This window comes from Acidovorax sp. GW458-11-26-14-TSB4, from assembly GCF_059423865.1.
This window is the reverse complement of record NZ_JBWKYR010000001.1, coordinates 25,173-49,563: the sequence shown is the minus strand read 5'-3', so window position 1 is coordinate 49,563 and position 24,391 is coordinate 25,173. Positions and strand designations below refer to the sequence as shown.

At 68.8% G+C, this 24,391-nt stretch carries 23 protein-coding genes; 14 read left to right on the top strand and 9 right to left on the bottom strand.

Features of this window, described 5'->3' with window-relative positions; all coding sequences use genetic code 11:
- Positions 1-31: 31 nt before the first annotated feature.
- Entirely contained in the window at positions 32-1,078 is a 1,047-nt protein-coding gene (locus AC07X5_RS00255) for a pirin family protein (protein ID WP_494768596.1), read from the top strand.
- A 122-nt stretch (positions 1,079-1,200) separates the two neighbouring features.
- Complete coding sequence (locus tag AC07X5_RS00250) at positions 1,201-1,671, top strand: FKBP-type peptidyl-prolyl cis-trans isomerase (RefSeq protein ID WP_494768595.1); 471 nt, start codon at positions 1,201-1,203, stop codon at positions 1,669-1,671.
- A gap of 5 nt (positions 1,672-1,676) precedes the next feature.
- Here AC07X5_RS00250 and AC07X5_RS00245 read toward each other — a convergent pair whose 3' ends face one another.
- Positions 1,677-2,171 (bottom strand): GNAT family N-acetyltransferase, encoded by a 495-nt coding sequence (locus AC07X5_RS00245; protein WP_494768594.1) that lies wholly within the window; start codon positions 2,169-2,171, stop codon positions 1,677-1,679.
- Positions 2,164-2,580, bottom strand: coding sequence for a rhodanese-like domain-containing protein (locus AC07X5_RS00240; protein ID WP_409963566.1), 417 nt, complete (start codon positions 2,578-2,580; stop codon positions 2,164-2,166). Before AC07X5_RS00240 ends, AC07X5_RS00245 begins: the two co-directional genes overlap by 8 nt.
- 100 nt (positions 2,581-2,680) lie before the next feature.
- On the opposite strand from AC07X5_RS00240, the gene ftrA reads away from it, so the two are divergent.
- A complete protein-coding gene (gene ftrA, locus AC07X5_RS00235) occupies positions 2,681-3,670 on the top strand; it encodes a transcriptional regulator FtrA (RefSeq protein WP_494768593.1) in 990 nt (329 codons plus the stop codon).
- Here the strand turns inward: ftrA and AC07X5_RS00230 are convergent.
- The gene (locus AC07X5_RS00230) at positions 3,623-4,540 is read right to left on the bottom strand and encodes a LysR family transcriptional regulator (RefSeq protein WP_494768592.1); all 918 of its coding nucleotides are present in this window, start codon (positions 4,538-4,540) and stop codon (positions 3,623-3,625) included. The genes ftrA and AC07X5_RS00230 overlap by 48 nt on opposite strands.
- A 108-nt stretch (positions 4,541-4,648) precedes the next feature.
- On the opposite strand from AC07X5_RS00230, the gene AC07X5_RS00225 reads away from it, so the two are divergent.
- Together AC07X5_RS00225 and AC07X5_RS00220 are read left to right on the top strand one after the other, a co-directional pair.
- The gene (locus AC07X5_RS00225) at positions 4,649-5,293 is read left to right on the top strand and encodes a glutathione S-transferase family protein (protein ID WP_494768591.1); all 645 of its coding nucleotides are present in this window, start codon (positions 4,649-4,651) and stop codon (positions 5,291-5,293) included.
- Complete coding sequence (locus AC07X5_RS00220; RefSeq protein WP_494768590.1) at positions 5,290-6,264, top strand: flavin-nucleotide-binding protein; 975 nt, start codon at positions 5,290-5,292, stop codon at positions 6,262-6,264. Before AC07X5_RS00225 ends, AC07X5_RS00220 begins: the two co-directional genes overlap by 4 nt.
- Here the strand turns inward: AC07X5_RS00220 and AC07X5_RS00215 are convergent.
- From AC07X5_RS00215 to AC07X5_RS00200, 4 genes are all read right to left on the bottom strand, one after another.
- The gene (locus AC07X5_RS00215) at positions 6,233-7,105 is read right to left on the bottom strand and encodes a TIGR03915 family putative DNA repair protein (protein ID WP_409963556.1); all 873 of its coding nucleotides are present in this window, start codon (positions 7,103-7,105) and stop codon (positions 6,233-6,235) included. The two genes, AC07X5_RS00220 and AC07X5_RS00215, sit on opposite strands and share 32 nt — an antisense overlap.
- A 9-nt stretch (positions 7,106-7,114) precedes the next feature.
- Positions 7,115-8,392 carry a putative DNA modification/repair radical SAM protein gene (locus AC07X5_RS00210; protein ID WP_494768589.1) on the bottom strand — a complete coding sequence of 426 codons (1,278 nt, stop codon included), beginning with the start codon at positions 8,390-8,392 and terminating at the stop codon, positions 7,115-7,117.
- A gap of 113 nt (positions 8,393-8,505) precedes the next feature.
- A complete protein-coding gene (locus AC07X5_RS00205) occupies positions 8,506-9,060 on the bottom strand; it encodes a response regulator (RefSeq protein WP_409963552.1) in 555 nt (184 codons plus the stop codon).
- A gap of 177 nt (positions 9,061-9,237) precedes the next feature.
- Positions 9,238-10,125, bottom strand: coding sequence for a gamma-glutamyl-gamma-aminobutyrate hydrolase family protein (locus AC07X5_RS00200; protein ID WP_494768588.1), 888 nt, complete (start codon positions 10,123-10,125; stop codon positions 9,238-9,240).
- A gap of 307 nt (positions 10,126-10,432) precedes the next feature.
- Here AC07X5_RS00200 and AC07X5_RS00195 point away from each other — a divergent pair, with 307 nt between their 5' ends.
- The 3 genes from AC07X5_RS00195 to AC07X5_RS00185 all read left to right on the top strand — a co-directional run bounded on the left by AC07X5_RS00195 (position 10,433) and on the right by AC07X5_RS00185 (position 16,489).
- The gene (locus AC07X5_RS00195) at positions 10,433-14,053 is read left to right on the top strand and encodes a TonB-dependent receptor domain-containing protein (RefSeq protein WP_494768587.1); all 3,621 of its coding nucleotides are present in this window, start codon (positions 10,433-10,435) and stop codon (positions 14,051-14,053) included.
- On the top strand, positions 14,034-16,013 hold the full coding sequence (locus AC07X5_RS00190) for a CHASE2 domain-containing protein (RefSeq protein WP_494768586.1): 1,980 nt from the start codon (positions 14,034-14,036) through the stop codon (positions 16,011-16,013). The genes AC07X5_RS00195 and AC07X5_RS00190 overlap by 20 nt, the downstream gene beginning before the upstream one ends.
- A gap of 125 nt (positions 16,014-16,138) precedes the next feature.
- On the top strand, positions 16,139-16,489 hold the full coding sequence (locus AC07X5_RS00185) for an HPF/RaiA family ribosome-associated protein (protein WP_057200711.1): 351 nt from the start codon (positions 16,139-16,141) through the stop codon (positions 16,487-16,489).
- 3 nt (positions 16,490-16,492) lie between these two features.
- Here the strand turns inward: AC07X5_RS00185 and AC07X5_RS00180 are convergent, their stop codons facing one another.
- Together AC07X5_RS00180 and AC07X5_RS00175 are read right to left on the bottom strand one after the other, a co-directional pair.
- Entirely contained in the window at positions 16,493-17,461 is a 969-nt protein-coding gene (locus AC07X5_RS00180) for a PDR/VanB family oxidoreductase (RefSeq protein WP_494768585.1), read from the bottom strand.
- Positions 17,458-18,489: an aromatic ring-hydroxylating dioxygenase subunit alpha gene (locus AC07X5_RS00175; RefSeq protein ID WP_494768584.1), complete on the bottom strand. Its 1,032-nt coding sequence runs from the start codon at positions 18,487-18,489 to the stop codon at positions 17,458-17,460. The genes AC07X5_RS00180 and AC07X5_RS00175 overlap by 4 nt, the downstream gene beginning before the upstream one ends.
- Before the next feature lie 253 nt (positions 18,490-18,742).
- Between AC07X5_RS00175 and AC07X5_RS00170 the strand changes: the two genes are divergently transcribed.
- The 6 genes from AC07X5_RS00170 (at position 18,743) to AC07X5_RS00145 (ending at position 24,379) form a co-directional block, all read left to right on the top strand.
- Entirely contained in the window at positions 18,743-19,519 is a 777-nt protein-coding gene (locus AC07X5_RS00170) for a GntR family transcriptional regulator (protein WP_494768583.1), read from the top strand.
- 135 nt (positions 19,520-19,654) lie between these two features.
- Positions 19,655-20,836 (top strand): ABC transporter substrate-binding protein, encoded by a 1,182-nt coding sequence (locus AC07X5_RS00165; RefSeq protein WP_494768582.1) that lies wholly within the window; start codon positions 19,655-19,657, stop codon positions 20,834-20,836.
- A 181-nt stretch (positions 20,837-21,017) separates the two neighbouring features.
- Positions 21,018-21,890, top strand: a complete 873-nt coding sequence (locus AC07X5_RS00160; protein WP_494768581.1) for a branched-chain amino acid ABC transporter permease — start codon at positions 21,018-21,020, stop codon at positions 21,888-21,890.
- The gene (locus AC07X5_RS00155) at positions 21,890-22,858 is read left to right on the top strand and encodes a branched-chain amino acid ABC transporter permease (protein ID WP_494768580.1); all 969 of its coding nucleotides are present in this window, start codon (positions 21,890-21,892) and stop codon (positions 22,856-22,858) included. The genes AC07X5_RS00160 and AC07X5_RS00155 overlap by 1 nt, the downstream gene beginning before the upstream one ends.
- Positions 22,855-23,661 carry an ABC transporter ATP-binding protein gene (locus tag AC07X5_RS00150; RefSeq protein WP_494768579.1) on the top strand — a complete coding sequence of 269 codons (807 nt, stop codon included), beginning with the start codon at positions 22,855-22,857 and terminating at the stop codon, positions 23,659-23,661. The genes AC07X5_RS00155 and AC07X5_RS00150 overlap by 4 nt, the downstream gene beginning before the upstream one ends.
- Positions 23,654-24,379: an ABC transporter ATP-binding protein gene (locus AC07X5_RS00145; protein ID WP_494768578.1), complete on the top strand. Its 726-nt coding sequence runs from the start codon at positions 23,654-23,656 to the stop codon at positions 24,377-24,379. Before AC07X5_RS00150 ends, AC07X5_RS00145 begins: the two co-directional genes overlap by 8 nt.
- The last annotated feature ends 12 nt before the right edge of the window (positions 24,380-24,391 follow it).

Genomic DNA, 24,391 nt, shown 5'->3' with positions numbered 1-24,391 from the left:
AGCGGCGCACCATACAAGGAGTCATCGCCCCATGTCGACCACCCACCCCACGCCTGTCCTGCAGAGCCAGCCGCTCGGCCCGCTGTGGCCCACGCTCGACCCGTTCCTGTTCTGTGCCCACCACGACGATGCCTACCCTGCGGGCAATGCGTCCTTCGGACCGGCCGTGCCCGTGGACGACCGCCAGATCGGCAGCGACTTCAGCCGCAAGGACGGCTGGAGCATGTACCACGGCGACACCGTGCCTGGCTTTCCCGGCCACCCGCACCGCGGCTTCGAGACCGTGACCTTGGTGCGCAAGGGGCTCATCGACCATTCCGACTCGCTCGGCGCGGCCGCGCGCTTCGGTGGCGGCGATGTGCAGTGGGTCACGGCCGGCAAGGGCATCGTGCATTCCGAGATGTTTCCGCTGCTCAATGCGACCGAGCCGAATCCGCTGGAGCTGTTCCAGATCTGGCTGAACCTGCCCGCGCGCCACAAGATGGTGGAGCCGCACTTCACCATGCTGTGGAACGAGAAGATCCCGCGCCTGGTGCACCACGACGAGGCCGGCCGCGCCACCACCGTGACCGTGGTGGCCGGCGCCCTGCCCGCAGCGCCCGCCCCGCTGGCGCCGCCGCCCGAGTCCTGGGCCTCGCAACCCGGCGCGGACGTCGCGATCTGGACCCTGCGACTGGAGCCCGGCGCGCAGTGGACCTTGCCTGCCGCGCAGGGCGAGGGCACCCGGCGCATGCTCTACTTCTTCGTGGGCGACGGCCTGCGCGTGGGCCCGCAGGACGTGCGCGAGCACGCCGCGATGGAAGTCGATGCACGCCAGGACTGGCTGCTGACCAACACCGGCCCCACCGTGGTGGAGCTGCTGGTGCTGCAGGGCCGGCCCATCGGCGAGCCCGTCGCGCAGTACGGCCCCTTCGTGATGAACACGCAGCAGGAGATCATGCAGGCCATGCAGGACTACCGCCGCACCCAGTTCGGTGGCTGGCCCTGGCCCGACAGCGACCCGGTGCACGGCACCGAGGCGCGGCGCTTTGCGCGCTACCCCGGCCAGGCCGAGGACGAGGTGCCGGCCGCGGCGTGAGGTGCGCTGCCCATCCCCTGCCGCGGCAGGGGTGGGCCGGGTCGTGGACAATCCGGCATCCTGATCCGCAAGGCGGCCATGCCGCCCCCTGCTTTTCCTTGAATGAACGCGCGCCAGAAACCATGAACATCGCCAAAGACACTGCCGTCACCATCAGCTACAAGGTCACCACGCCCGAGGGCAAGCCCCTGGATTCGGGCAACCTGTCCTACCTGCACGGCGGCTACGAGAACATCTTCCCCAAGGTCGAGGCCGCCCTCGAAGGCCATGCCGCCGGTTTCAGCACCACGCTGGACCTGGCGGTGGAAGACGCCTTCGGCGCGCGTGACGAGGGCCTGGTGCGCACCATTCCCAAGTCCGAGTTCCCCCCGGGCGTGAAGGTCGGCGGCCAGCTCCAGGGCGTGGGCAACGATGGCCAGCCCGCCGTGTTCAACGTGGTCAAGATCAAGGGGCCTGAAGTGCACCTCGATGGCAACCACCCCCTGGCCGGCCAGGCCCTGCGCTTTGCGTGCAAGGTGGCCAGCGTGCGCGCTGCCAGTGCCGAGGAAATTGCCCACCGCCACGTGCACGGCGACCACGGCCACCACCATTGATCGGCTCAGCCGGGCTGCCGCAGCGCCTCCTGCGGTAGCTCCCAGTGTTCCCAGTGCGTGTCGCGGCGCCCGCCGCAGCGCGCATACATGCGCTGGGCCGGCGCATTGCCCGGCAGTACCAGCCACTGCAGCCGCGTGGCGCCGATCGCTGACGCCCGCTTGCGCACCGCATCAAACAGCTGCTCGCCCAGGCCCCTGCGCCGGTGGGTGGGCTGCACCCACAGCTCCTTGAGCACCAGCGCGGGCTTCAGGTCGAAGGTGAAGCGGGTCAGCACCCAGACCGCATAGCCAGCGAGCGGCCCGCCCGCACCGGGCTCTGCCACCAGGCAGCCGAACTCGCGGTCCGCCCCGCTGCAGGCCAGCCCGCGGTCCAACAGGTCCTGCTCCGCCACCTTGAAGGCATCGGCATAGCCCTCGAAGACGGCCAGTGCGCGCATCATGGCGAGCAGTTGCGCTGCATCGTGCGGGCTGGCCTCGCGGATGTGGGTGGGTTCAGGCACCCTGGGCACCCTTCTCCACGCTGAAGCCCTCGTCGATCCAGCCGGTCAGGCCGCCGATCATCAGCTTCACCGGCAGCCCCAGCCGCGCCAGCCGCACGGCTCCGCGGTGGGCACCGTTGCAGTGTGGGCCCGCACAGTAGACGACGAACAGCGTGCCGGGCGCATACGCGGCCATCTTCGACTCGATGATCTTGCCGTGCGGCAGGCTCACGGCGCCGGGCACATGTCCGGCCTCGTACAGCGCATGGCTGCGCACGTCGAGCAGCACGAAGTCCTGCACGCCGCGGTCCATGGCGTCATGCACATCCCAGCAATCGGTCTCGAAGGCGAAAGCCGATTCGAAATGCGCGAGGGCTTGGTCACTGGGGGCGGCGGGGATGGCGGCGACGGCGCTTTGGGAAGAGGTCATGGTCGAGTGCTCCTGAATGGCTGGTGAGATGGCTCCAGTGTCGCCAGGGGAGCGCTTTCGGGCCAGTGGCCGACAGGACAATAGTCGGTAACATTGCGCCATGCCCCATCTCGTCGCAATCCTGGCCTACGACCGGCTGTGCACCTTCGAATTCGGCTGTGCGGTCGAGCTGTTCGCGCTGGAGCGGCCCGAGCTGGAGGTGGACTGGTACCGCCATGCCGTGTGCGCGGTGGAGCCCGGGCCGCTGCGTGCCATGGGCGGCCTGCAGGTGCAGGCGCCGCATGGCCTGGCCATGCTGTCGCGCGCAGACACCATCGTGGTGCCCGGCTGGCGCGATGCGGCCGAGCGCCCGCCCGAGGCGCTGCTGCGCGCCCTGCAACGCGCCTGGCGGCGCGGCGCGCGCATCTGCTCCATCTGCTCGGGCGTGTTCGTGCTGGCGCATGCAGGCCTGCTGGCCGGCCGGCGCGCCACCACCCACTGGCGCTACGCCGAGCGCCTGGCCAGCGAGTTTCCCGACATCACCGTGGACGTCTCGGCGCTTTACATCGACGAAGGCCAGGCCATCACCTCGGCCGGCTCTGCCGCCGGGCTGGACATGCTGCTGCACCTGGTGCGGCGCGACCATGGCGCGCGCGTGGCCAATGTGGTGGCCCAGCGGCTGGTGATGCCGCCGCACCGCGATGGCGGGCAGGCGCAGTTTGTGCCCCGGCCCATGCCGAGCACCGAGGTCAGCCCCATCGCCCGCCTGCTCGACTGGCTGCGCGAGAACGCGCGCCAGGACCATTCGGTGGATGCCATGGCGGAATTCGCACAGATGAGCCGGCGCACGCTGCAGCGCCGCTTCAAGGAGAGCACCGGCCTGTCGCCGCAGGACTGGCTGGTGCGCGAGCGCATCGGCATTGCCAAGGATCTGCTGGAGACGCATCCGGCCATGCCCATCGATGAAGTGGCGGATCTGGCGGGCCTGGGCTCGCCCGAGTCGCTGCGCCGGCATTTCCGGCTGCACCGGCTGCCTGCGCCCACGCGCTACCGGCAGGCCTTCTCAGCCCTTGCGGCCGAGCCCACGCCCTTGCAGGACGGGTTCGGCTGACAGCCGCTCGCGCGCAAACTCCACGAAGGCCCGTACTTTGGCCGGTGCACGCCGGCCAGCGGGGTAGACGATGTGCACGGGCACCGGCGGTGGCTCGTGCGCCGCCAGCACGATGCGCAGCCGGCCTGCACGCACACCCTGGGCCGCCTGGTAGGCCAGGCAGCGCGTGAGGCCCAGGCCCGACTCGGCCGCGGCGATGTCCACCTCGTTGCTGTTGCTGATCCAGGTGAACTGCGGCTGGCCCACCACGCCATCCTTGAACTTCCAGGGCGACACGCTGTTGTTGTCGAAGCTGAAGCCGATGGCCCGGTGCGTGGCCAGCTCGCCGGGGTGCTGCGGCTCGCCGTGCTGCGCCAGGTACCCGGGCGAGGCCACCACCAGGCGGCGCAGTGCACCCACCTGCACGGCCGTGAGGCGTGAATCCGGCAGGTGGGCGATGCGCACCGCCACGTCCATGCCTTCCTCCAGCAGGTGCACCAACCGGTTCACGAACAAGGTGCGCACCTGCACGCGCGGCTGGGCGTGCAGGAAGTCCTGCACGATGGGCGCCACGTGCCGCATGCCGAACATGTGCGGCGCAGTGATGGCCAGCAGGCCCTGGGGCTCGGCCTGCGCGCCGCGGGCGGCCTGTTCGGCCTCGTGCAGATCGGTGAGGAGGGGGCGGCAGTCGGCCAGGAAGCGCTCGCCCGCCTCGGTCAGGCGCACCGTGCGCGTGCTGCGCTGGAACAGCAGCACGGACAGGCGGGCCTCCAGCGCCGCAATGGCGCGCGTGACGGCGGTGGCCGACACCCCCAGGCGCCGCGCCGCAGCCGCAAAGCCGCCCGCGTCGGCCACGGCGATGAAGCAGCGCAAGGTGTCCAGATGGTCCATTGTTGCGATATCCGCAATTTTGATTGCCGTACTATGGCTATTCACGGCGGATCTGGCAATGGATATCGTTGAGGCATTCCTGTTTCCCTGTCTATAAGGACCCTCGCCATGGCACCCTCCACCCCCCTCAAGCTCTACCGCATGCCCATCTCGGGCCACAGCCACCGGGTCGAACTCATGCTGTCCATGCTGGGGCTACCGCACGAGCTGGTCCATGTGGACGTGATCGCCGGCGAGCACCGCCAGGCCGCGCATCTCGCGCGCAACCCTCTGGGCCAGATCCCGGTACTGGTCGATGGCGATCTGGTGCTGTCCGACAGCAACGGCATCCTGGTCTACCTGGTGCAGCGCTACGCGCCCGGCAGCCACTGGATGCCGCGGGACCCGGTGGGCCAGGCCGGCTTGCAGCGCTGGTTCAGCCTGGCGGCCGGCATGCTGGCGCCCGGCGCATCGAGCGCGCGCTTTGCCGCCATCACGGGCCGCGAACCCAGCGAGGCGGCGCTCGCCATTGGCTGGCGGCTGTTCGATTTCATGGAGCCGGCGCTCGAAGGCCGTCACTGGTTGCTGGGCGGTGCCCAGCCCAGCCTGGCCGACATCGCCATGGTCAGCTACACCTCGCAGGCCCCCATCGGCGGGCTCTCGCTGGACCGCTACCCGCGCATTGCCGCCTGGGTGGCACGGGTAGAGGCCCTGCCGGGCTATGTGCCGCTGGCCGACCGCCTGCCGGCCCCTAACGCCGTGGTGGCCGCATGAGCACCGGGGCCGCTGCTGCCTTCCACGTGGGCGAACAGGCGCTGCAGGAGCGCGTGGGCGTGCGCGAGCGCATGGCCGCGGTCGGCCCCGTGGTGCTGCGCGACCACATGCCCGACCAGCACCGCGAGCTGTTCGAGAAGCTGCCCACCCTGCTGCTGGGCGCGCTCGATGGCCAGGGCCAGCCCTGGGCCACCATGGTGGCCGGCGCGCCCGGCTTCGTGCAGACGCCCGATGAGCGCAGCATGCAGATCGCCGCGGTGCCCGATGCGGTCGACCCGGTGCTGGCGCAGCTCACGCAAGGGTCGCCGGTGGGCGTGCTGGGCCTGGAGCCGCACACGCGCCGGCGCAACCGCATGAACGGGCGGGTGGCTGCGTTTGACGCCCAGGAGGGCTTGGTGGTGGATGTGGTGCAGAGCTTTGGCAACTGCCCCAAGTACATCCAGGCGCGCGCGCCCGGGCTGCGGGCCGAGGTGGCGCCGCCTGCGCCGGCCCAGGCCTTGGGCCCGGGACTCGATGCCGCCGCGCTGGCGCTGATCCCGCGCAGCGACACGATGTTCATCGCCAGCGCTTCGGCTGCGCATCCGGGGGGCCGGCGCAACGAGGGGGTGGACGTGTCCCACCGCGGCGGCGAGCCCGGTTTCGTGCATGCCGAGCACACGGCCGAGGGCCTGGTGCTCAGCCTGCCGGACTACCCTGGCAACCTGTTCTTCAACACCCTGGGCAACCTCGCCCTGCACCCGCAGGCCGGACTGCTGTGGGTGGACTATGAAGAGGGCGGCCTGCTGCATGTGGCGGCACGCGCCGAGCTGCTCTGGGACGAGGCCTCGCGTGCACGCTGGCCCGGTGCGCAGCGTGTGCTGCGCCTGCACGTGCAGGGCGGCCTGTGGCGCGCGAACGCACTGCCCTGGCGCTGGACCACAGCCGAGCCCGCGCCGCAGTTCAGTGCGATGCGTGCGCGTGCGACGGTGTGAGCGGAGCGATGCGCTTGCGCGGCGTGGTGGCCGCGGCCTCGACCATGCGGCCGCTGCGTTCGTGCGCGCCGTGGGCCAGCTCGCTGATCAGCGTGGCCTCGGGCAGGTTGCGCCAGTAGCGCTGGGGCATCTCCTTGCGCATCATGGTGGTCTTTAGGCGCGCGGGGTTGAAGATGTGGCGGTAGTAGGTGAGCCACAGCGCCTCGCCGGCGTCGGGCGGCGGCGCATCGCTGCGCTGCGCGCCGGGACCCAGGTGCAGTTGGCTACCGTCCCAGCGCACGCTGGCATCGGGCGTGAGAATGGCCCAGTGCATCTGCGTGAAGCGGCGCACGAAGAAGCCGGCATTGGCCTCGGTGATGAAATGGTCGGGCTCGAACCAGGCCACCTGCACGGTCTGGCCATGGCTGTCGGTCACCGGGCGAAAGCGCACGAAGGCGTGCATCTTGTGCATGTCGCGCGCCACCGCGCGCACCATGTGGTGGGCCTGCAGGCGGTCGGCATCGAGCGGGTCGTGGCGCAGCGCACGCTCGTGCGCCAGGCGCCACAGCAGCCGGTACATCAATGCAAAGCGCGCCGGGTTGCGATGCAGCACCAGGCGTTCGCACAGGTGCACGAACGCCTCGGGGACCCGCAGCACCGGGCCAGGCTCCGTGGCTGGCGGCGGGGAGCCGGTGCAGTGCATGCCATCCGAAGGGGTGCTGAACAGATCGCGCGCAGCGGTCTGCGGGGTGTGCCACTCCACCTCCTGCGGGGGGACGCCGGCCTGCACCAGGGTGCGCGCCGCCTGGCGGAAGCCGCCCCAGTCGGTGGGGTGGGCAAGGGTGATGGTGTGGCAGGCCATGGGCGGATTTCAGTCAAACAGGCTGCGCTGCGCGGGGGGAGGCGCCAGGCGGGCCGCCAGGTCGGCCGCATCGAGCGCGCGGCCGGGCCGGTAGTCGGCCGCTTCCACAAAGGGCAGCACTTTCTTGAGCGGCACGTGCAGGCGCGCCAGGTCGGCATGGCGCAGGCGCCGCACACGGCGCGCAGCCAGCAGGCGGTCCACCGTCTGCACGCCAAAGCCGGGCACGCGCAGCAGCAGCTCGCGCGGCGCGGTGTTCAGGTTCACGGGAAAGCGCTCGCGGTGGGCAATCGCCCAGGCCAGTTTGGGGTCCATGTCCAAGGCCAGCATGCCGCCCTGGCCGGCGGGCACGATCTCGCCATGCGCGAAGCCGTAGTAGCGCATCAGCCAGTCGGCCTGGTACAGGCGGTGCTCGCGCACGGTGGGCGGCGCGATCAGCGGCAGAGCGCGCGCCGCATCGGGGATGGGGCTGAAGGCCGAGTAGTACACGCGCCGCAGCCGGTGCACGCCGTAGAGCCCGGCGCTGGTGGCCAGGATGGTGCGGTCGTCGGTGGCGTCGGCGCCCACGATCATCTGCGTGCTCTGGCCGCCGGGTGCGAAATGCGGGGCCGGGGCACGGCGCGCACGTGCCGAGGCAGGCATGGACACCACCTTGGTGGCCGCCTGCGCCTTGCGTGCTTGCCGTGCCTCCTCGATGTGCACCGCCATGCGCGCCATGGAGCGGGTGATGGCGGCCCCGTCCTTCTGTGGCGCCAGCGCCGCCAGGCCTTCCTGCGTGGGTAGCTCCACGTTGATGCTCAGCCGGTCGGCATGGCGGCCGGCGCGCTCCATCAACTCGGGCGAGGCATCGGGAATGGTCTTCAAGTGGATGTAGCCGCGAAAGTCGTGCTCCTCGCGCAGCACACGCGCCACTTCCACCACCTGCTCCATGGTGTAGTCGGGGCTCTGGATGATGCCGCTGGACAGGAACAGCCCCTCGATGCAGTTGCGCCGGTAGAAATCGAGCGTGAGCTGTACGACTTCCTGCACCGTGAAGCGGGCGCGCGGCACGTTGCTGCTGACCCGGTTCACGCAGTACAGGCAGTCGTACTGGCAGAAGTTGGTCAGCAGGATCTTGAGCAGCGAGATGCAGCGCCCATCGGGCGCATAGCTGTGGCAGATGCCCATACCCTCGGTCGAGCCCATGCCGCGTCCGCCGACGGAATCGCGCGGCGCGGCACCGCTGGACGCGCACGAAGCGTCGTACTTGGCGGCGTCGGCCAGGATGGCAAGCTTGGATTGCAAAATCACTGTATGAATTTACAGTGATTTGGAGGTTTTGACCAGCGCGGGGTTATTGCGACAGGGCTTTGCGCATGCGCTACCCCGTGCCGGCAGGCCGGGACTCAACGCAGTGCGCGCGATTACAACGGGGCGGGCGAAGTGGCCGCATCGCCCGGTGCGCCGCCCCTGCGCCGGGGAATGAGCTGTGGGTCGAGCAGGGCCTCGATGCGGGCGAAGATCTCGTGGCGCGAGAAGGGTTTCTTCATGAAATCGTCGGCGCCGATCCGGTTGGCATAGAACTGCTCGGTGGCGTGTTCGTTGCCGCTGATCATGATCACCGGGATGTGGTGCGAAGCCGGTGTCTTGCGGATGTGGCGCAGCGCGTTGAACCCGTTCATGCCCGGCAGGATGATGTCCAGAAAAACCAGATCGGGCGGTTCCTCGGCGATCAGGGCCAGGCCCCGCTCGGCATCCAGCGCCTCGCGGGTGTCATAGCCGGCCGAGGCGAGGGTCTTGCGCAGTACGGCGACGACGGTCGGCGAGTCGTCAATGATCAGCACCTTGGTGCCTTTGCGCGCATTGACACGCCGGTGCTTGCGCCGTTCCTGCGGCGCTGCTGCAGGTGTGGGAAGGGCCTCTGCGGGACGGTCCGTCGGCTTGCGCACGCCGCCCAGAAGGCGGTCGAAGATGCTCATGGTGCGGGCTCGCTTCTAGCTGGATAAGGGCTCATCAGGCGCCAAGTATCCAGGAAGTTGGGCTGCGGCAGAAGGTGCCGGTGCTTCGCCGGTCCCGCCGGGTAAGAAAAAGTGGGCGCTTTTGCGGTTTTTTTGCTGCGGCGGGCGCAATGAATGGGGTGTGCTGCAGGCGCGGTCTCATTGCTCCCCGGCCTTTTGCCGGTCCTTGCGCATGGCGCGCCGCAGAAGCCGGGTGGCGCGGTCGCGGAACGGCGACGCATGGGGCTCCGGGGCACCCTGCGCCTTGGCCTTGGTGCAGGCGGCCAGAAAGTCCTCGAGGATGGCGGTGTCGTCCAGCGTGTCGGAGCCCGGCTTGTGGAACTCGGGGTGCCATTGCGTGGCAGCGATGTAGCCGCGCCCTGGGGCGGGCTTGAGGCGGATGGCTTCGGGCACGCCATCCGGTTCGCTCAGGGCCTCCACCTCGAAGTCCGGTGCCACGCGCTTGATGCCCTGGTGGTGGATGCTGTTGACCCGTGCGCGCGGGGTGTCGGGGTACAGCTGGGCCAGGCGTGAGCCGGGCACGATCTGGATGTCGTGGAAATGCTGGTCGTAGGTGCTGGCGTTGCGGTGCTGCTGGGCCCCTGGGTGCTGGAACTCGATGTCCTGGTACAGCGCGCCGCCGAAGGCCACATTGATCAATTGCAGGCCCCGGCAGACACCGAAGATGGGCTTGCGCACCTCGGCGAAGGCCTTGACCACGGCCAGGTCGTACAGGTCGCGCACGCGGTCGCCCACCCATTCCTCGCGCAGCGGCTCCTCGCCGTAGTTGCCGGGCCAGACATCGGCACCGCCGTGCATGACCACGCCATCGAGCCATTCGGCATAGTGCGCCAGCGTCACGTCACCGCGTGCTGTCTCGCCCGTGGGGCAGGGCACCATCACCACCATGGCCCCGGCGGACATGAGCCAGTGGGCGATGGATTGCTCCACATACTGCAGGGTCTTGCCGGTGAACAGGGGGCGGTTGGGGTCGGCGTGCTGGAAGCAGGCGGACAGGCCGATCTTGAGGCGGGGGGCGGCGGGCATGGGTTGAGGCTCCACGGGGAATGTGCGATGCGGGTCCGCACATGCAATGCAATAGGTAGTTACGTTGTAGCACCGGCCCCTTGGTGCCGTCTGTAGGAAAGGGCCGTGCATCCCCTGCCTGCGCCACGCGGCGCTATGAAATGTGGCTTTCTTCATGAAATGGCGGCGCGCTACCCGGTGCGGGGGGTGTGCGGCCAGTCCTCGCTCACGATAATTTCAGTAACCGGTTGTGACCGGGTTGGTGCGGCTTGTTCGTGGCCGCGCCTGCGCCGCGTTCTACCCGCTCTACCAGATAACAAGGCACCCCATGCGCCACCCCACGATGCGTCTTTCTGCGCTGGCCGCGCTTCTGGCCCTGGCATGGCCCCCGGGCCATGCCGCTGTGCCCCCGGGCGCGGCGGCCGAGATCGTCAACCTGCAGGGCGCGGGCGACCAGCGCGCCGCGGCCATGCCGGATTGGAAGCCGGCGCGCCAGGCCCAGGCGCTGGCGGCCGGTGACTTCGTGCGCACGCGCGAAGCGGCACGCATGGCCCTGCTGTTTGCCGACGACACCCAGCTGCGCCTGCACCAGAACACGGTGCTGCAGGTCAAGGCCGTGGCGACGCCCGCGCAGCCGATGACCACGCTGATGCTCAGCGCCGGCCGCGCCTGGACGCAGACGCGCCGCGCCGACGGCAGCCGCCTCACGCTGGAAACGCCCGCCGCCACGGCGGCGATCCGCGGCACGGATTGGGACATCGAGGTCGCTGGCGATGGCCGCACGCTGATCACCGTGCTGTCGGGCACGGTGGAGTTTGGCAATGCCCAGGGGCAGGTCTCGGTGGCGGCCAATGAGGCCGCCTATGCCGATGTCGGCCAGGCACCGGTGAAGATGGTGCTCATCCAGCCGCGTGACCGCATCCAGTGGGTGAATGCGCTGCGCGCCGACCCGCTGCCCGCGCTTGCGGCGCAGGGCGCAACCGATGGTGGAATTCCCGCCGTGCTGGAGCCGGTGCAGCGTGCGCTCGCGCGCCGCGATGCCGTCGCTTCCTCCGTGGCCCTGGCCCAGGTCCGTGGCCAGGTGCCTGCCGGCTGGGCCGCCACCATGGAGTCGGCCGTGGCGCTGCAGGCTGGCGATTTGCAGGCCGCGCGCACCCGGTTGGCGCAGCAGGCGGGCGCGGCGGCGGGCCAGCCGCCGGTGCTGGCCGCCTGGCTGATGCAGTCGGACCTGCAACTGCTCGATGGCGATGGCACTGCGGCCGTGGCCACCCTGCGCACCGCGCTTGCGCGGCACTGGCCCGCGCATCCGGCCCTGCTGGCGCAACTGGCGCGCGTGCAACTGCTCACCGACCGGGTGGACGAAGCGCAGGCCACGCTGGCAGGAACCGGCGGGTCGGTCGATGCAAGCCTGGCACTGGTGCGCGCCGAGCTGGCCCGCCGACAGGGCGATGGGCCAGGGGCCATTGCCGCCTATACCGAGGCCACGGCGCGCTTGCCTGGCGACGCGCGGGCCTGGCAAGGCCTGGGCAGCGCACATGTGGAGCGCGAGGAGATCAGGCCCGCGCGCGCAGCGTTGGACCAGGCGCTGGTGCTGGACGCCCAGGTGCCGGGCGCGCAGGGTGAGAGGGGCACGCTGGCGACGTTCATCAACCAGTTCACCGAGGCCGGCCTGGCGTTCGAGACCGCGCTGCGCGACAACCCGGCCGACTATGTCGCACTCACCGGCCAGGGGCTCATGCACCTCAAGCAGGGCCGGCCCGAGGCAGCGCTCGGTGATTTCCTGCGCGCGGGCGTGATGGAGCCGCGCTATGCGCGCGCCAAGGTCTGGACGGCGGTGGCCTACTACCAGCTCGGGCGCACGCCCGATGCGCTGGCCACGCTGCGCCAGGCCAGCGCCCTGGACGACAAGGACCCCTTGCCCTACCTGCTGCTGGCGCAGATCCAGACCGACCTGTTCCAGCCCGGCGATGCTGTCGATTCCGCGCGCGCGGCCGTGCAGCGCATGCCCTACCTCAAGTCGCTCAACCAGGTGGCCAACGACCAGAAGGGCAGCGCCAACCTGGGCGCCTCCCTGGCCTTCTTCGGCATGGAGGAATGGGCGCTGGAGCTGGCGCAAAAGAGCTTCTCGCCGTACTGGGGCGGCAGCCACTTGTTTCTGGCCGACCGCTACCGCGGTGAATTCGCCAAGAACTCGGCGCTGTTCCAGGGCTTTCTGACCGACCCCATGGCCTTTGGTGCCAGCCAGCTGCATTCCTCACTGCTGCAGCGCCCGGGCAGCCATGGCGCGCTGGGCCTGCTGCTCGACCGCGATTTCTACCGCATGAGCGCGCCCTCGGTCACGCTCAATGGCATGGACAACAGCCACCGGCCGGTGTCCTGGTTCCTCAAGGCGCAGAGCGCGCGCGCCAGGCGTTCGCCGATCGACGTCGGGGTGTTCAATGTGCCGGCATTCCACGATCCCTCGGGGACGGGTGACATCGGTGCCGAGGTGCTGACCTTTGGCCTGGGGCTGCAGCCCAGCGAGCGCCTGAACCTGTTCGCCTATGCCAACCAGTACGACGTGTCGCTCACGGGCCACAACCGGCTCGACCTGTGGGGCGATGGCTCCGAGGTGCGGCAGACCACGGCGCACAACCGGGCGCGCCTGGGCGTGGCCGGGCTGTCGTACCGGTGGAGCCCGGTGGAGCAGACCTGGCTCAAGATCGGGCGCAGCCGCGAGCGCAACCGCGCCGACAACTTTCCCACCCTGTTCCTCTTCGAGCCGCTGGCGGCATTGGGCGGGTTGAAGGCATCACCCGAGAAGGCCTTCACCGACCTGCAACTGCGCCACAGTGTGGACCCGCAACCCGGGCAGCGCTTCAGCGTGGCACTGGAGCATGTGGCCGAAAAGCAGTCCAGCGAAGTGAGCGGCTACGGCCCCCTGATCCGCCGCGACATCAGCGTCGTGCCCGATATCCTGGTGTTCGCCGGGGTCAACGAGATCGACCGGCGCTACACCGGCCTGACCCTGGCGGGCAGTCAGCAGTTCACGCCAGAGTGGTTGCTCGACGGCGCTGTGGGCGTGCAGCAGATCCGCCACCGGGTGCGCGGCGGCAATGCGGTGGGCCTGCTGGTCCGGGACGTCAGCGAATCGAGCCAGGCCCGGCGCAGCGACACGGAAAAGGTGGTGACACCGCGCGTGGGTGTGGTGTTCACCCCCGCGGTCGGGACCACGCTGCGCATGGCCTACCAGGACTGGCTGCGCCCGCTGAGTGCATCCACCATCACCAGCGTGGAGACGGCCGGCATCCCTGTCGAGGACCGCATGGTGGAGGCCGGCGGGCGCCACCGCCGCACAGTGGCGCAGCTGGGCATGGAAATCGACGATCGCACCTTTCTGCATCTGCGCGCCGACCACCTGCGCGTGCGCAACCCCGGCGTGATCGGGGTGGACCTGCGCACACCGAGCATGCCCTTCCTGGAAGAGATGCGCAATGCGCAGCTCATCAACCTCTCGACCACCGATGTGCTCGAAGGCACGCCAGGTTTCGAGGAGGGCACGCTGCAGGCCCTGGGTGCCGGTGTGAACCGCATGTTCAGCCGCCAGTGGTCGGGCTACGCCAAATACCTGTACCAGCACAGCAGCAGCCAGTACCGGGACAGCACCAGCAACCGCATGGTGCGCGACCTGCGCATCCCCTACATCCCGCGCCACACCGCCGTGGTCGGGGCCACCTGGGCCAGCGCACAGCGCGTGTACCTGAGCGCCCGGGCGGTCTACCGGTCCGAGCGCTTCGAGGACAAGGAAAACCTCACGCGCCGCCCGCCGGGCTGGAGCATGGACCTCGTGGGCTACTGGGAGACGCGGGACAAGCACTGGGTCGTCGGCGCAGGGGTGCTCAACCTGTTCGGCGACCGGACGCCGCGCCAGACGGTCCGGTACGTGATCGATGCGCGCTACCGTTTCTAGGAGCGCGTGGCGCGAGTCGGCGCTGGCCTTGGCGGCCAGCGTGCTGGTGCTGCTGCTGGTCTGGTCCGCCACCTTCACGCGGCCTTGGCACGCGCTGGAGTTCAAGACCTTCGACGTGCTCACCTCCTGGGCCGCGCCACAGCGCGCAGCCTCCCCGGTGGTGATCCTCGCCATCGACGAGCCCACCTTCCAGGCGCTGCAGCAGCACTGGCCCTTTCCGCGCAGCCTGCATGCGCGCCTGATCGAGCGGGTCCATGCCGATGGTGCCGCTGCCATCGGCATGGACGTGGTGTTTGCCGACCCGGGCAGCGAGCAAGAGGATGCGGCACTGGAGCGCGCGGTGGCGACTGCGGCCCCGGTGGCGCTGGCTTCGGCGCGTGCCAAGGTGGAGAGCGGCAATGCCACGCTGTGGACCGACGTGCCCCCCTTGCCCCGCCTGCTGGCCGCGGGCGGCCAGGCGGGCAGCGCGCTGGTGCTGCCCGATGACGATTTCGTGGTGCGCCGGGCCTTTGGCGATGCGGACAGCCTGGCCATGCAGCTGGCGCGCCGCGTGGCGGGAACCCGGGCGAGCGACCTGCAGCCCGCCGAATGGTTGGCTTACCGCGGCCCGCGCGGCACCTTCGACACCCGCTCGTACTACCAGGCCCTGGAGCCGGGGCTGCTGCCGCCGGGGTTCTTCAAGGACAAGATCGTGCTGGTCGGGCGCTCCGCGCTCAGCGCGTCGGAGCTGGAGAACGCGCAGGCCGACCTGTTCAATTCGCCCTTTGGTTCGACCGGAGGCGAGCGCCTGTTTCCCGGTGTGGAACTGCAGGCCACGCAGGTGGACAACCTGCTGGCGGGCGACGGCCTGCGCAGCGCGCCCGGCCACTGGACGCCCGTGCTGCTGCTGCTCCTGGTTCCGCTGGTGCTCCTGGCCGGCTGGCGCCTGCACACTGGCTGGGCCGTTGCGCTGATGGCAGGCCTCATCGGGGCCATGGCGCTCGCCTCGTGGCTGCTGTTCGCGTACGCCCGGCTGTGGTGGCCGCCGCTGGTTCCCATCGCCTCGACCGCGGGGCTGACGGGCGCGACCGCGCTGGTCATCTACGCCACGGTGCGCCGACGCGCCCTGCAGACCCGTGCCATGTTCGCCCAGTACGTGCCGCCGGCCGTGGTGGCACGCCTGGTGGCCGAGCCCGGGCTGATGCGCCTGGGCGGCGAAGTGCGCGAGGTGACCATCATGTTCACCGACCTGGCCAACTTCACTACCCTGTCGGAGCAACTGAGCGCCGAGCAGACGGTGGAATTGCTCACGGGCTATTTCGACGCCATGACGCCTATCATCCATGCCAGCGGCGGCACGGTGGACAAGTTCATCGGTGACGCCGTGATGGCCTTCTGGGGCGCGCCGCTCGACGATGCACAGCACGCCGAGCATGCGGTGCGCGCGGCCCTGGACATGCAGCAGGCCATGGAAGCGCTGGTGGCCGATCTGCGCGCGCGCGGCCTGCCGCCGCTGCAGATGCGCATCGGCCTGCACACGGGGCGGGTGGTGGTGGGCAATGTGGGTTCGCAGCAGCGCTTTTCGTACACCGTGATCGGCGATGCAGTGAACCTCGCGGCACGCCTGGAGGGGGCGAACAAGGCCTTCGGCACGGGCATCCTGCTGTCGGAAGCCACGGCCCGGCAGCTCCCCGAATGGCTGCCGCTGCGCGTGCTCGATGATGTGATCGTCAAGGGCCGGGCCGAGCCGGTGCGCGTCTTCACGCTCTGTGCCGATAGCGCGGTCTGCGCGCTGTCGGCAGCGGCCCTGGACGCATTCCAGGCGGGCGATGCCGCAGCGGCGGCAGCACACATCGATCAGCTGCTGCAGCGCTGCCCGGGCGACCCGGCCGCACTTCGCCTGCAGGCCCGCGTGGCCGAGGCCGCGGCCCTGCCTGCAGGCGCTCCCTTGCCGACTGCCGTGGCACTGGACAAGTTGTAAGAACCTGTGTTTAACAGGTTCTTACGTGGTCGATTCGCGCTGTGGCGGCTTTGGTGCCACCATGGAGCCACGGCTGCGGTCCTGCACCAAAGCCTTTCTCTCACAAACACCCCAAGGAGCCCAGCATGCAAGTACAAGTCAACACCGACGACCACATCAACGGCAGCGAATCCCTGGCCCAATGGGTGACCGACGAAGCCAAGACCCGGCTGGCGCGTTTTCAGGACCATGTGACGCGGCTCGAAGTGTTCCTGTCCGACGTCGATGCCGGCAAATCGGGAGCCAAGGACAAGCGCTGCCGCATCGAGGCGCGTGTGACCGGCCGCCAGCCCGTGACGGTGACCGACGAGGCCGACAAGATGGCCAACGCCTTCATCGGCGCCACCGACAAGCTGGCGCGTGCGCTCGACACCGACCTGGGCCGTGCCAAGGACCGGCATGGCCGGGACACCATCCGCACCGCCGAAGCGGAGTAGCCCTCAGAGATCGAGCACCAGCAGCTTGCTTTTTGCGCGCGAGCAGCAGGGCATGAACTGCTCGTTCGATGCCCTCTCCTCGTCGGTGAGGTACATGTCGCGGTGGTCCACCTCGCCTTCGAGCACGCGCGTGATGCAGGTGCCGCACACGCCCTGCTCGCAGGACGTCATGATGTCCACGCCATGCGGGCGCAGCGCATCCACGATGGAGATGCCGGCCGGAATCGCGTAGGTGCTCCCCGTGCTGGCAATGCGCACTTCGAAGGCGCCATCGCCCGAGGTGTCCTGCGCGGGCGCGCCGAAGTATTCGAGGTGGATGCGCTCTGCCGGCCACCCCAGGTTCTTTGCGGTGTTGACTACATGGTCGATGAAACCGGCCGGGCCGCAGACGTACAGGCGCGAGTCGGGTGCGATATCGGCCAGCACGGCCATGAGGTCCAGTTTTTGCACGGCATCGCCATCGTCGGTATGGATCTGCACGTGCGGCGCCATGGCCGATGCCGCGATCTCCTGCGCAAATGCCGTGCGTGCCGCTGAACGTGTGCAGTAGTGCAGCGTGAAGTCGGCGCCGGTGTTGGACAGGCGCTCGGCCATGCACAGCAAAGGCGTCACGCCGATGCCACCCGCCAGCAGCAGTGTGCGCTGCGCCGGACGCAGTTCGAAGTGGTTGCGCGGTGCGCTGATGGTGAGCGTGTCGCCCTCGTGTACGGCATCGTGCATGCCCACGGAGCCACCGCGTGAAGCCGCGTCGCGCAACACGGCGATGCGGTAGCGGTGTCGTTCGCTGGCGCTGTTGCACAGCGAATACTGGCGCGTGATGCCTCCGGGCACATGGACGTCGATGTGCGAGCCGGCGCTGAACGCGGGCAGTGGTGAGCCATCGGGCCGCGCCAGCTCGAAACTGGCAATGCCCTCGGCCTCCACCTGCCTGCGCACCACGCGCACCTGCAGGGTGTCCTGCGCGCCGCTCATGCCGCCTGCTCCGCTGCCAGGACGCGGTCGATCACCTTGCGCGACTGCACGCCGCCGGCATCGATGTTGAGCATGAGCAGCTTGCGCTCGGGGTAGCGCGTAAGGTTGAGCTGCTGCAGTTCCAGCATCTCGCGGTCTTCGGAGAAGATCTTGCCCTGGCCTTCGCGGATCTGCGCCGTGAGGGACGGGTCGCCCGGCTTGAAGTTGCGTGCCATGCCCCAGAAGTAGTGGATGGAGGTCTCGGTCTCGGGCGTGATGAAGTCCACCACGATGCTCGAGGCCTTCTTGTCCGCCGGCGCCTCGTAGCCGCCATGGCCGGCCAGTGCCACGCCCACCTCGATCAGCACATGGCTTGGGGGCGTGAAGTGGCAGATCTGCCAGCGGTCCACCGGCTGGTCATCGGGCAGGCCGTTCATGCGCAGCGCCATCTGCCAGAACGGCGGTGCCTGGATGTTCTCCATGTGGCGGCTGGTGATGACCTCGTCGCCCTCCACGCGGGTCTTGCACGGAACCTCGTCGATCTCCTTCTGGCCGATGCTGTTGGCGTGCACATAGGTCTCGTGCGTCAGGTCCATCAGGTTGTCGACCATGAGCCGGTAGTCGCAGGCAATGTGGTACAGCCCGCCACCATAGGCCCATTCGGGGCTCTCGGCCCATTCCAGGTGGTGGATCTTGGCGGGGTCGGCCTGCGCCGCGTCGCCGGGCCAGACCCAGATGAAACCGTAGCGCTCCACCACCGGGAAGCTGCGCGTGCGCGGAAAGCCCTGCACCCGCTGGCCGGGCATGGACACGGCCTTGCCATCGCAGCCCACGCGCAGGCCGTGGTAGCCGCACATGAGCTCGCCGTCGCATACCTTGCCCAGCGACAGAGGGGCACCGCGGTGGGGGCAGAAGTCGTCGAGCGCGGCCACCTGGTCGGGCGCAGGGCGGTAGAAGACCATCTTCTCGCCGCAGATGGTGCGACCCAGGGGCTTGTCGGCAATCTCGTCGGGGGTGCAGGCGACGTACCAGGCGTTCTTGGGGAACATGATTTTTGTCTCTCTCCGTGGGGTGGCAGCGCTTTTGCGGTCTTGGTATACAACCAGTCCAGCAGATCGCCGTGTTAATGCGCTTATTGTGGGGAAAAGGCGGGTTTCTGTATACATAGAAAACAAGGAAATCAGCTATCGCAGCCAGGCATATCAACTAGATCGTTGTTTTGTAAGGGCTGCAGTGTTGTTGCCAATGGATGTGAACTTGATTTCTGTATACAGTCGCGCCCATCCATCCCTTGTCTCCTGCATGAACCACCCAGACCCCCAGGCGCTGGCCGTCCTAGGCGATGCGGCCGATGTCGGCGCCTCGCAATCGGTGAAGGCCCAACTGCGCTTGCGCGAAATGATCCTGGCCGGCGAACTCGCCGGCGGCGCGCGCATTGCTGAACTCACGCTGGTGGAGATGCTGGGCGTCTCGCGCACGCCCATCCGCGCGGCGCTGATGCGCCTGGAGCAGGAGGGGCTGCTGCACCGCCTGCCCGGCGGCGGCTACGCAGTACGCACCTTCTCCGAGACCGATGTGGCCGACGCCATCGAGCTGCGCGGCACCATGGAAGGCCTGGCCGCGCGCCTGGCGGCCGAGCGCGGCGCGGACGCGGCGGTGCTGGCCGAGGCCGCACAGTGCCTCGATGAGATCGACGCGGTGCTGGCACCGCGCGCGCTCGATGACGAGGGCTTCTCGGACTATGTGGCGCTCAATGCACGCTTCCACCAACTGCTGGGCCGCATGGTGGGCAGCGAGGTCATCGTGCGCGAGCTCGACCGGGTCAAAAGCCTGCCGTTCGCTTCGCCCTCGGCCTTCGTGGTGGTGCAGACCCATTCGCCTGCGGCGCGCGACATGCTCGTGATCGCGCAGGACCAACACCGCCAGGTGCTCGACGCGATCACGCGGCGCGAGGGCGCACGTGCCGAGGCGCTGATGCGCGAGCATTCGCGCGTGACCCGCCGCAACCTGCTCGCGGCAGTGCAGGCGGCACAGATACAGGGTTTGCCCGGGGTGCAATTGATCCGGGATCACGTCTGATCAATAGCTGTTGCAAGTTATCACAAACGGCGATATCTAAAAGTTGGGAATCCCGCTTGTGAAAGCACGCACGCCGGCCCAGACTTCGCCCCACCCAGCGCTGTATACAACGATATCCACAGGAGACAAAGCACCATGCACAAATGCCACCTTCTGCGCGCCTCGGCCGCTGCCGCCACCCTGATGATGACCCTGTCCGCCTTGCCTGCCATGGCCCAGGACAACGTCTTCAAGATCGGCCTCATTCTTCCCATGACGGGCCAGCAGGCCACCACGGGCCGCCAGATCGAGGCCGCTGCGCGCCTGTACATGGCGCAGAACGGCGACACCGTGGCCGGCAAGAAGGTGCAGCTCATCGTCAAGGACGACACCAGCCTGCCCGACGTGACGCGCCGCCTGGCGCAGGAACTGGTGGTCAACGACAAGGTCAACGTGCTCGCGGGCATGGGCATCACGCCCTCGGCCATGGCCACGGCGCCCCTGGCCACGCAGTCCAAGACCCCGCTGGTGGTGATGGCCGCGGCCACGTCCAGCATCACCGAGGCCTCGCCCTACGTGGTGCGCACCAGTTTCACCCTGCCCCAGGTGTCGGTGGCCCTGGCCGACTGGGCGCCCAAGAACGGCATCAAGAAAGTCGTGACCCTGGTCAGCGACTACGGCCCGGGCATCGACGCCGAGAAGTTCTTCAACCAGCGCCTGGCCTTCAACGGCGGCCAGGTGACCGAGGCGCTGCGCGTGCCGCTGCGCAACCCCGACTTCGCCCCCTTCCTGCAGAAGGTGCGCGACGCCAAACCCGATGCGCTGTTCGTGTTCGTGCCCTCGGGCGCCGGTGCCGCGGTGATGAAGCAGTTCCTGGAACGCGGCATGGACAAGGCCGGCATCAAGCTCATTGCCACCGGCGACGTGACCGATGACGACCAGCTCAACGACATGGGCGATGGCGCCCTGGGCGTGGTCACCTCGCACCACTACTCGGCCGCGCACCCCTCGCCACTGAACAAGAAGTTCGTCGAGGCCTTCGAGAAGGCCAACAAGGGCCTGCGTCCCAACTTCATGGCCGTGGGCGGCTACGACGGCATGCGCGTGATCTACGAAGCGCTCAAGACCACCAAGGGCGCAGGCGGCGGCGATGCGCTGCTGGCCGCCATGAAGGGCCAGGTCTTCGAGAGCCCGCGCGGCCCCGTGTTCGTCGATGCGCAGACCCGCGACATCGTGCAGAACGTCTACCTGCGCAAGGTCGAGCGCGTCAACGGCCAACTCTACAACGTGGAATTCGACGTGATCAAGGACGTCAAAGACCCCGGCAAGACAAAGTAAACAACTCCCCTGAGTCGCTTTGCGCCTTCCCCCGAGGGGGACGCCACCGATGGCCTGGCAAAGCCAGTTCCACGGTGGCACCGGCTTGGGGCGCGCCAGTGTCGACGGCAAGTGGACTTCTTCAGCGGACGGGATGGATGCCTCCCGCCGCGCATTTGCTGCTTTCTATTGAAGTGATTGCATGCTGACCATTCTTTTCGACGGCGTTGCCTACGGCATGCTGCTGTTCATCCTGGCCGTCGGCCTTGCCGTGACCATGGGGTTGATGAATTTCATCAACCTCGCGCACGGGGCCTTTGCCATGGCGGGGGGCTACATCACGGTGCTGCTCATGCAGCGCCTGAACGTGCCCTTCCTGGTGTGCCTGCCGCTGGCCTTCATCGGCACGGCGCTGCTGGGTGCCGTGCTCGAGCGCACGCTGTACCGGCCGCTCTACCACAAGGCCCACCTGGACCAGGTGCTGTTCTCCATTGGCCTGGTGTTCATGGCTGTGGCCACGGTGGACTATTTCGTGGGCTCCACGGGCCAGATCATCCAACTGCCGGCCTGGCTCAAGGGCCGCACCGAGATCGGCAGCGGCGCCTTCATGCTGGGCATGGGGCACTACCGGCTGTTCATCATCGCGGTGTGCGCGGCCCTCACCGTGGGCCTGCAGTACGTGCTCACGCGCACGCGCTTCGGCAGCCGGCTGCGCGCCTCGGTGGACGACCAGCGCGTGGCCGCCGGCATGGGCATCAACGTGAACATCGTGTTCCTGTCCACCTTCGCGTTCGGCTCGGGCCTGGCGGGCCTGGGCGGTGCGCTCGGGGCCGAGGTGCTGGGGCTGGACCCGAGCTTTCCGCTCAAGTTCATGATCTATTTCCTCATCGTGGTGGCCGTGGGCGGTACCTCGTCCATCACCGGCCCGCTGCTGGCCGCGCTGCTCTTGGGCATAGCCGACGTGGCGGGCAAGTACTACATCCCCAAGCTCGGGGCCTTCATCGTCTACAGCCTCATGATCCTGATCCTGATCTGGCGGCCCCAGGGCCTGTTCGTGCGCAAGGGGGGCAAGTGATGACCGCTGCTCCACCCAACGTGCTGCTGCACAGCCGCCGCATGCGGCCCTGGGAGCCCGTGCTCTGGCTGCTGGCCTTTGCCGCTCCGCTGGCACTGCCCAGCCACGCGCTCATCATCAACGAGATCGCCATCGTGGCGCTGTTCGCGATCTCGCTCGATCTGATCCTGGGCTACACCGGCATCGTCTCGCTCGGCCACGCGGCCTTCTTCGGTATGGGCGGCTATGCGGCCGCCCTGTTCGCCAAGCACGTGATGCCTGACCCGCTGGTGGGCCTGGCCGTGGGCGTGGGCGCCGCAACGGTGCTCGGGGCCGTGGCCTCGTTCACCATCATGCGCGGCACGGACCTTACGCGCCTCATGGTCACGCTGGGTGTGGGCCTCATCATGCTGGAGCTGGCCAACAAGCTCGACTGGCTGACCGGCGGCGCCGACGGCCTGCAGGGCGTGGTCATGGGCCCGGTGCTCGGAAGGTTCGAATTCGACCTGTTCGGGCGTACGGCGGCCTGGTACTCGATGAGCGTGCTGCTGGTATTCTTCGTGCTGGCGCGGCGCATCGTGCAGTCGCCCTTCGGTGCCACGCTCAAGGCCATCCGCGACAACCGGCTGCGCGCCATGGCCATCGGCATCCCCGTGACGGCCAAGCTGGCCCAGGTCTACACGCTGGCCGCCGCGCTGGCCGGCGCCGCGGGCGCCCTGCTCACGCAGACCACGGGCTTCGCCTCGCTGGACCTGTTCGAGTTCCACCGCTCGGCCGACGTGATGCTGATCCTGGTGATCGGCGGCGTGGGCTGGCTCTACGGCGGCGTGGTCGGTGCCATCGGCTTCAAGCTGCTGCAGGACCTGATCTCGGCCGTGACACCCCAGTACTGGACCTTCTGGATCGGTTTGTTCTTGGTGGTGCTGGTGCTGGTGGGCCGCGAGCGCCTGATCCGCCCCTGGACCTGGTTCGGAGGGCGCAAGGCATGAACACCACCGCTTCCATGAAGAACGACGCCCCTGTGGGCCATGAAGCCCCCGTGGTGCTGGCCGCGCAAGGCCTGGTCAAGCGCTTCGGCGGCATCACGGCCACCAACAACGTCACGCTGAACCTGCGCCAGGGCGCACGCCACGCGCTGATCGGCCCCAACGGCGCAGGCAAGACCACGCTGATCAACCTGCTGACCGGCGTGCTGGAGCCCACCGAGGGAAGCATCACGCTGGAGGGTCAGGACATCACGCGCCTGGCGCCGCACCAGCGCGTGCAGCGCGGCATGGTGCGCACCTTCCAGATCAACCAGCTGTTCGATTCGCTCACGCCCATGGAAACGCTGGCGCTCACGGTCTCGCAAAAGCAGGGCCTGGGCGGCAAGTGGTGGCAAAAGCTCGGCGCGCGCAGCGCGGTGAACGAGCGCTGCGAGCAATTGCTCGAACAATTCCACCTCACGGCCGTGATGGCCGAGCCCACGCGCGTGCTGGCCTATGGCAAGCGCCGCCTGCTGGAGATCGCCATTGCCCTGGCCTGCGAGCCGCGCGTGCTGCTGCTCGACGAGCCCGTGGCCGGCGTGCCGGCAGGCGAGCGCGAGGAGCTGCTGCAGACCGTGGCGGCCCTGCCCGCCGATGTCTCGGTGCTGTTGATCGAACACGATATGGACCTGGTTTTCAGCTTTGCCAAGCGCATGACGGTGCTGGTAAACGGCACCGTGCTCACCGAAGGCGACCCCGACACCATCGCCAACGACCCGCAGGTCAAGGCGGTGTATCTCGGTCATGGAGAAGAAGCGCATGTCTGAGCTGTTGAAGATCGAGGGCCTGAGTGCCGGTTATGGCGAGGCCGTGGTGCTGCAGGGCGTGTCCCTGTCGCTGGCCGAGGGCGAGACCCTGGCCCTGCTGGGCCGCAACGGCACGGGCAAGACCACGCTGATCAACACCCTGGCCGGCGCCACACGCCAGCATGCGGGCACGGTGGCGCTGGGTGGCGTGGCGCTGCACCGCCTGCCTGCGCACGAGCGCGCGGCCGCCGGCATCGGCTGGGTGCCGCAGGAGCGCAACATCTTCAAGTCGCTCACCGTGCACGAGAACCTGACCGCCGTGGCGCGGCCCGGCCGCAAGGGCGCCACGGCCGCGCCGTGGACGCCTGACAAGGTGTATGCCATGTTCCCGCGCCTGGCCGAGCGCAAGACCAACCTGGGCACGCAGCTGTCGGGTGGCGAGCAGCAGATGCTGGCCGTGGGCCGTGCGCTGGTGCTCAACCCGCGCCTGCTGCTGCTCGACGAGCCGCTCGAAGGCCTGGCCCCGATCATCGTGGAGGAGCTGCTGCGTGCCATCCGGCGCATCACCCAGGAAGAGGGGCTGTCGGCCATCATCGTGGAGCAGCACCCGCAGGCCATCCTCGCGATCTCGGACCAGGCCGCCGTGCTGGACCGCGGCACGGTGGTGCACACCGGCACGGCTGCCAGCCTGGGGGCGCAGCCCGAGCTGCTGGACCGGCTGCTGGGCGTGGCCCGGTAAGTCCCCCATTGG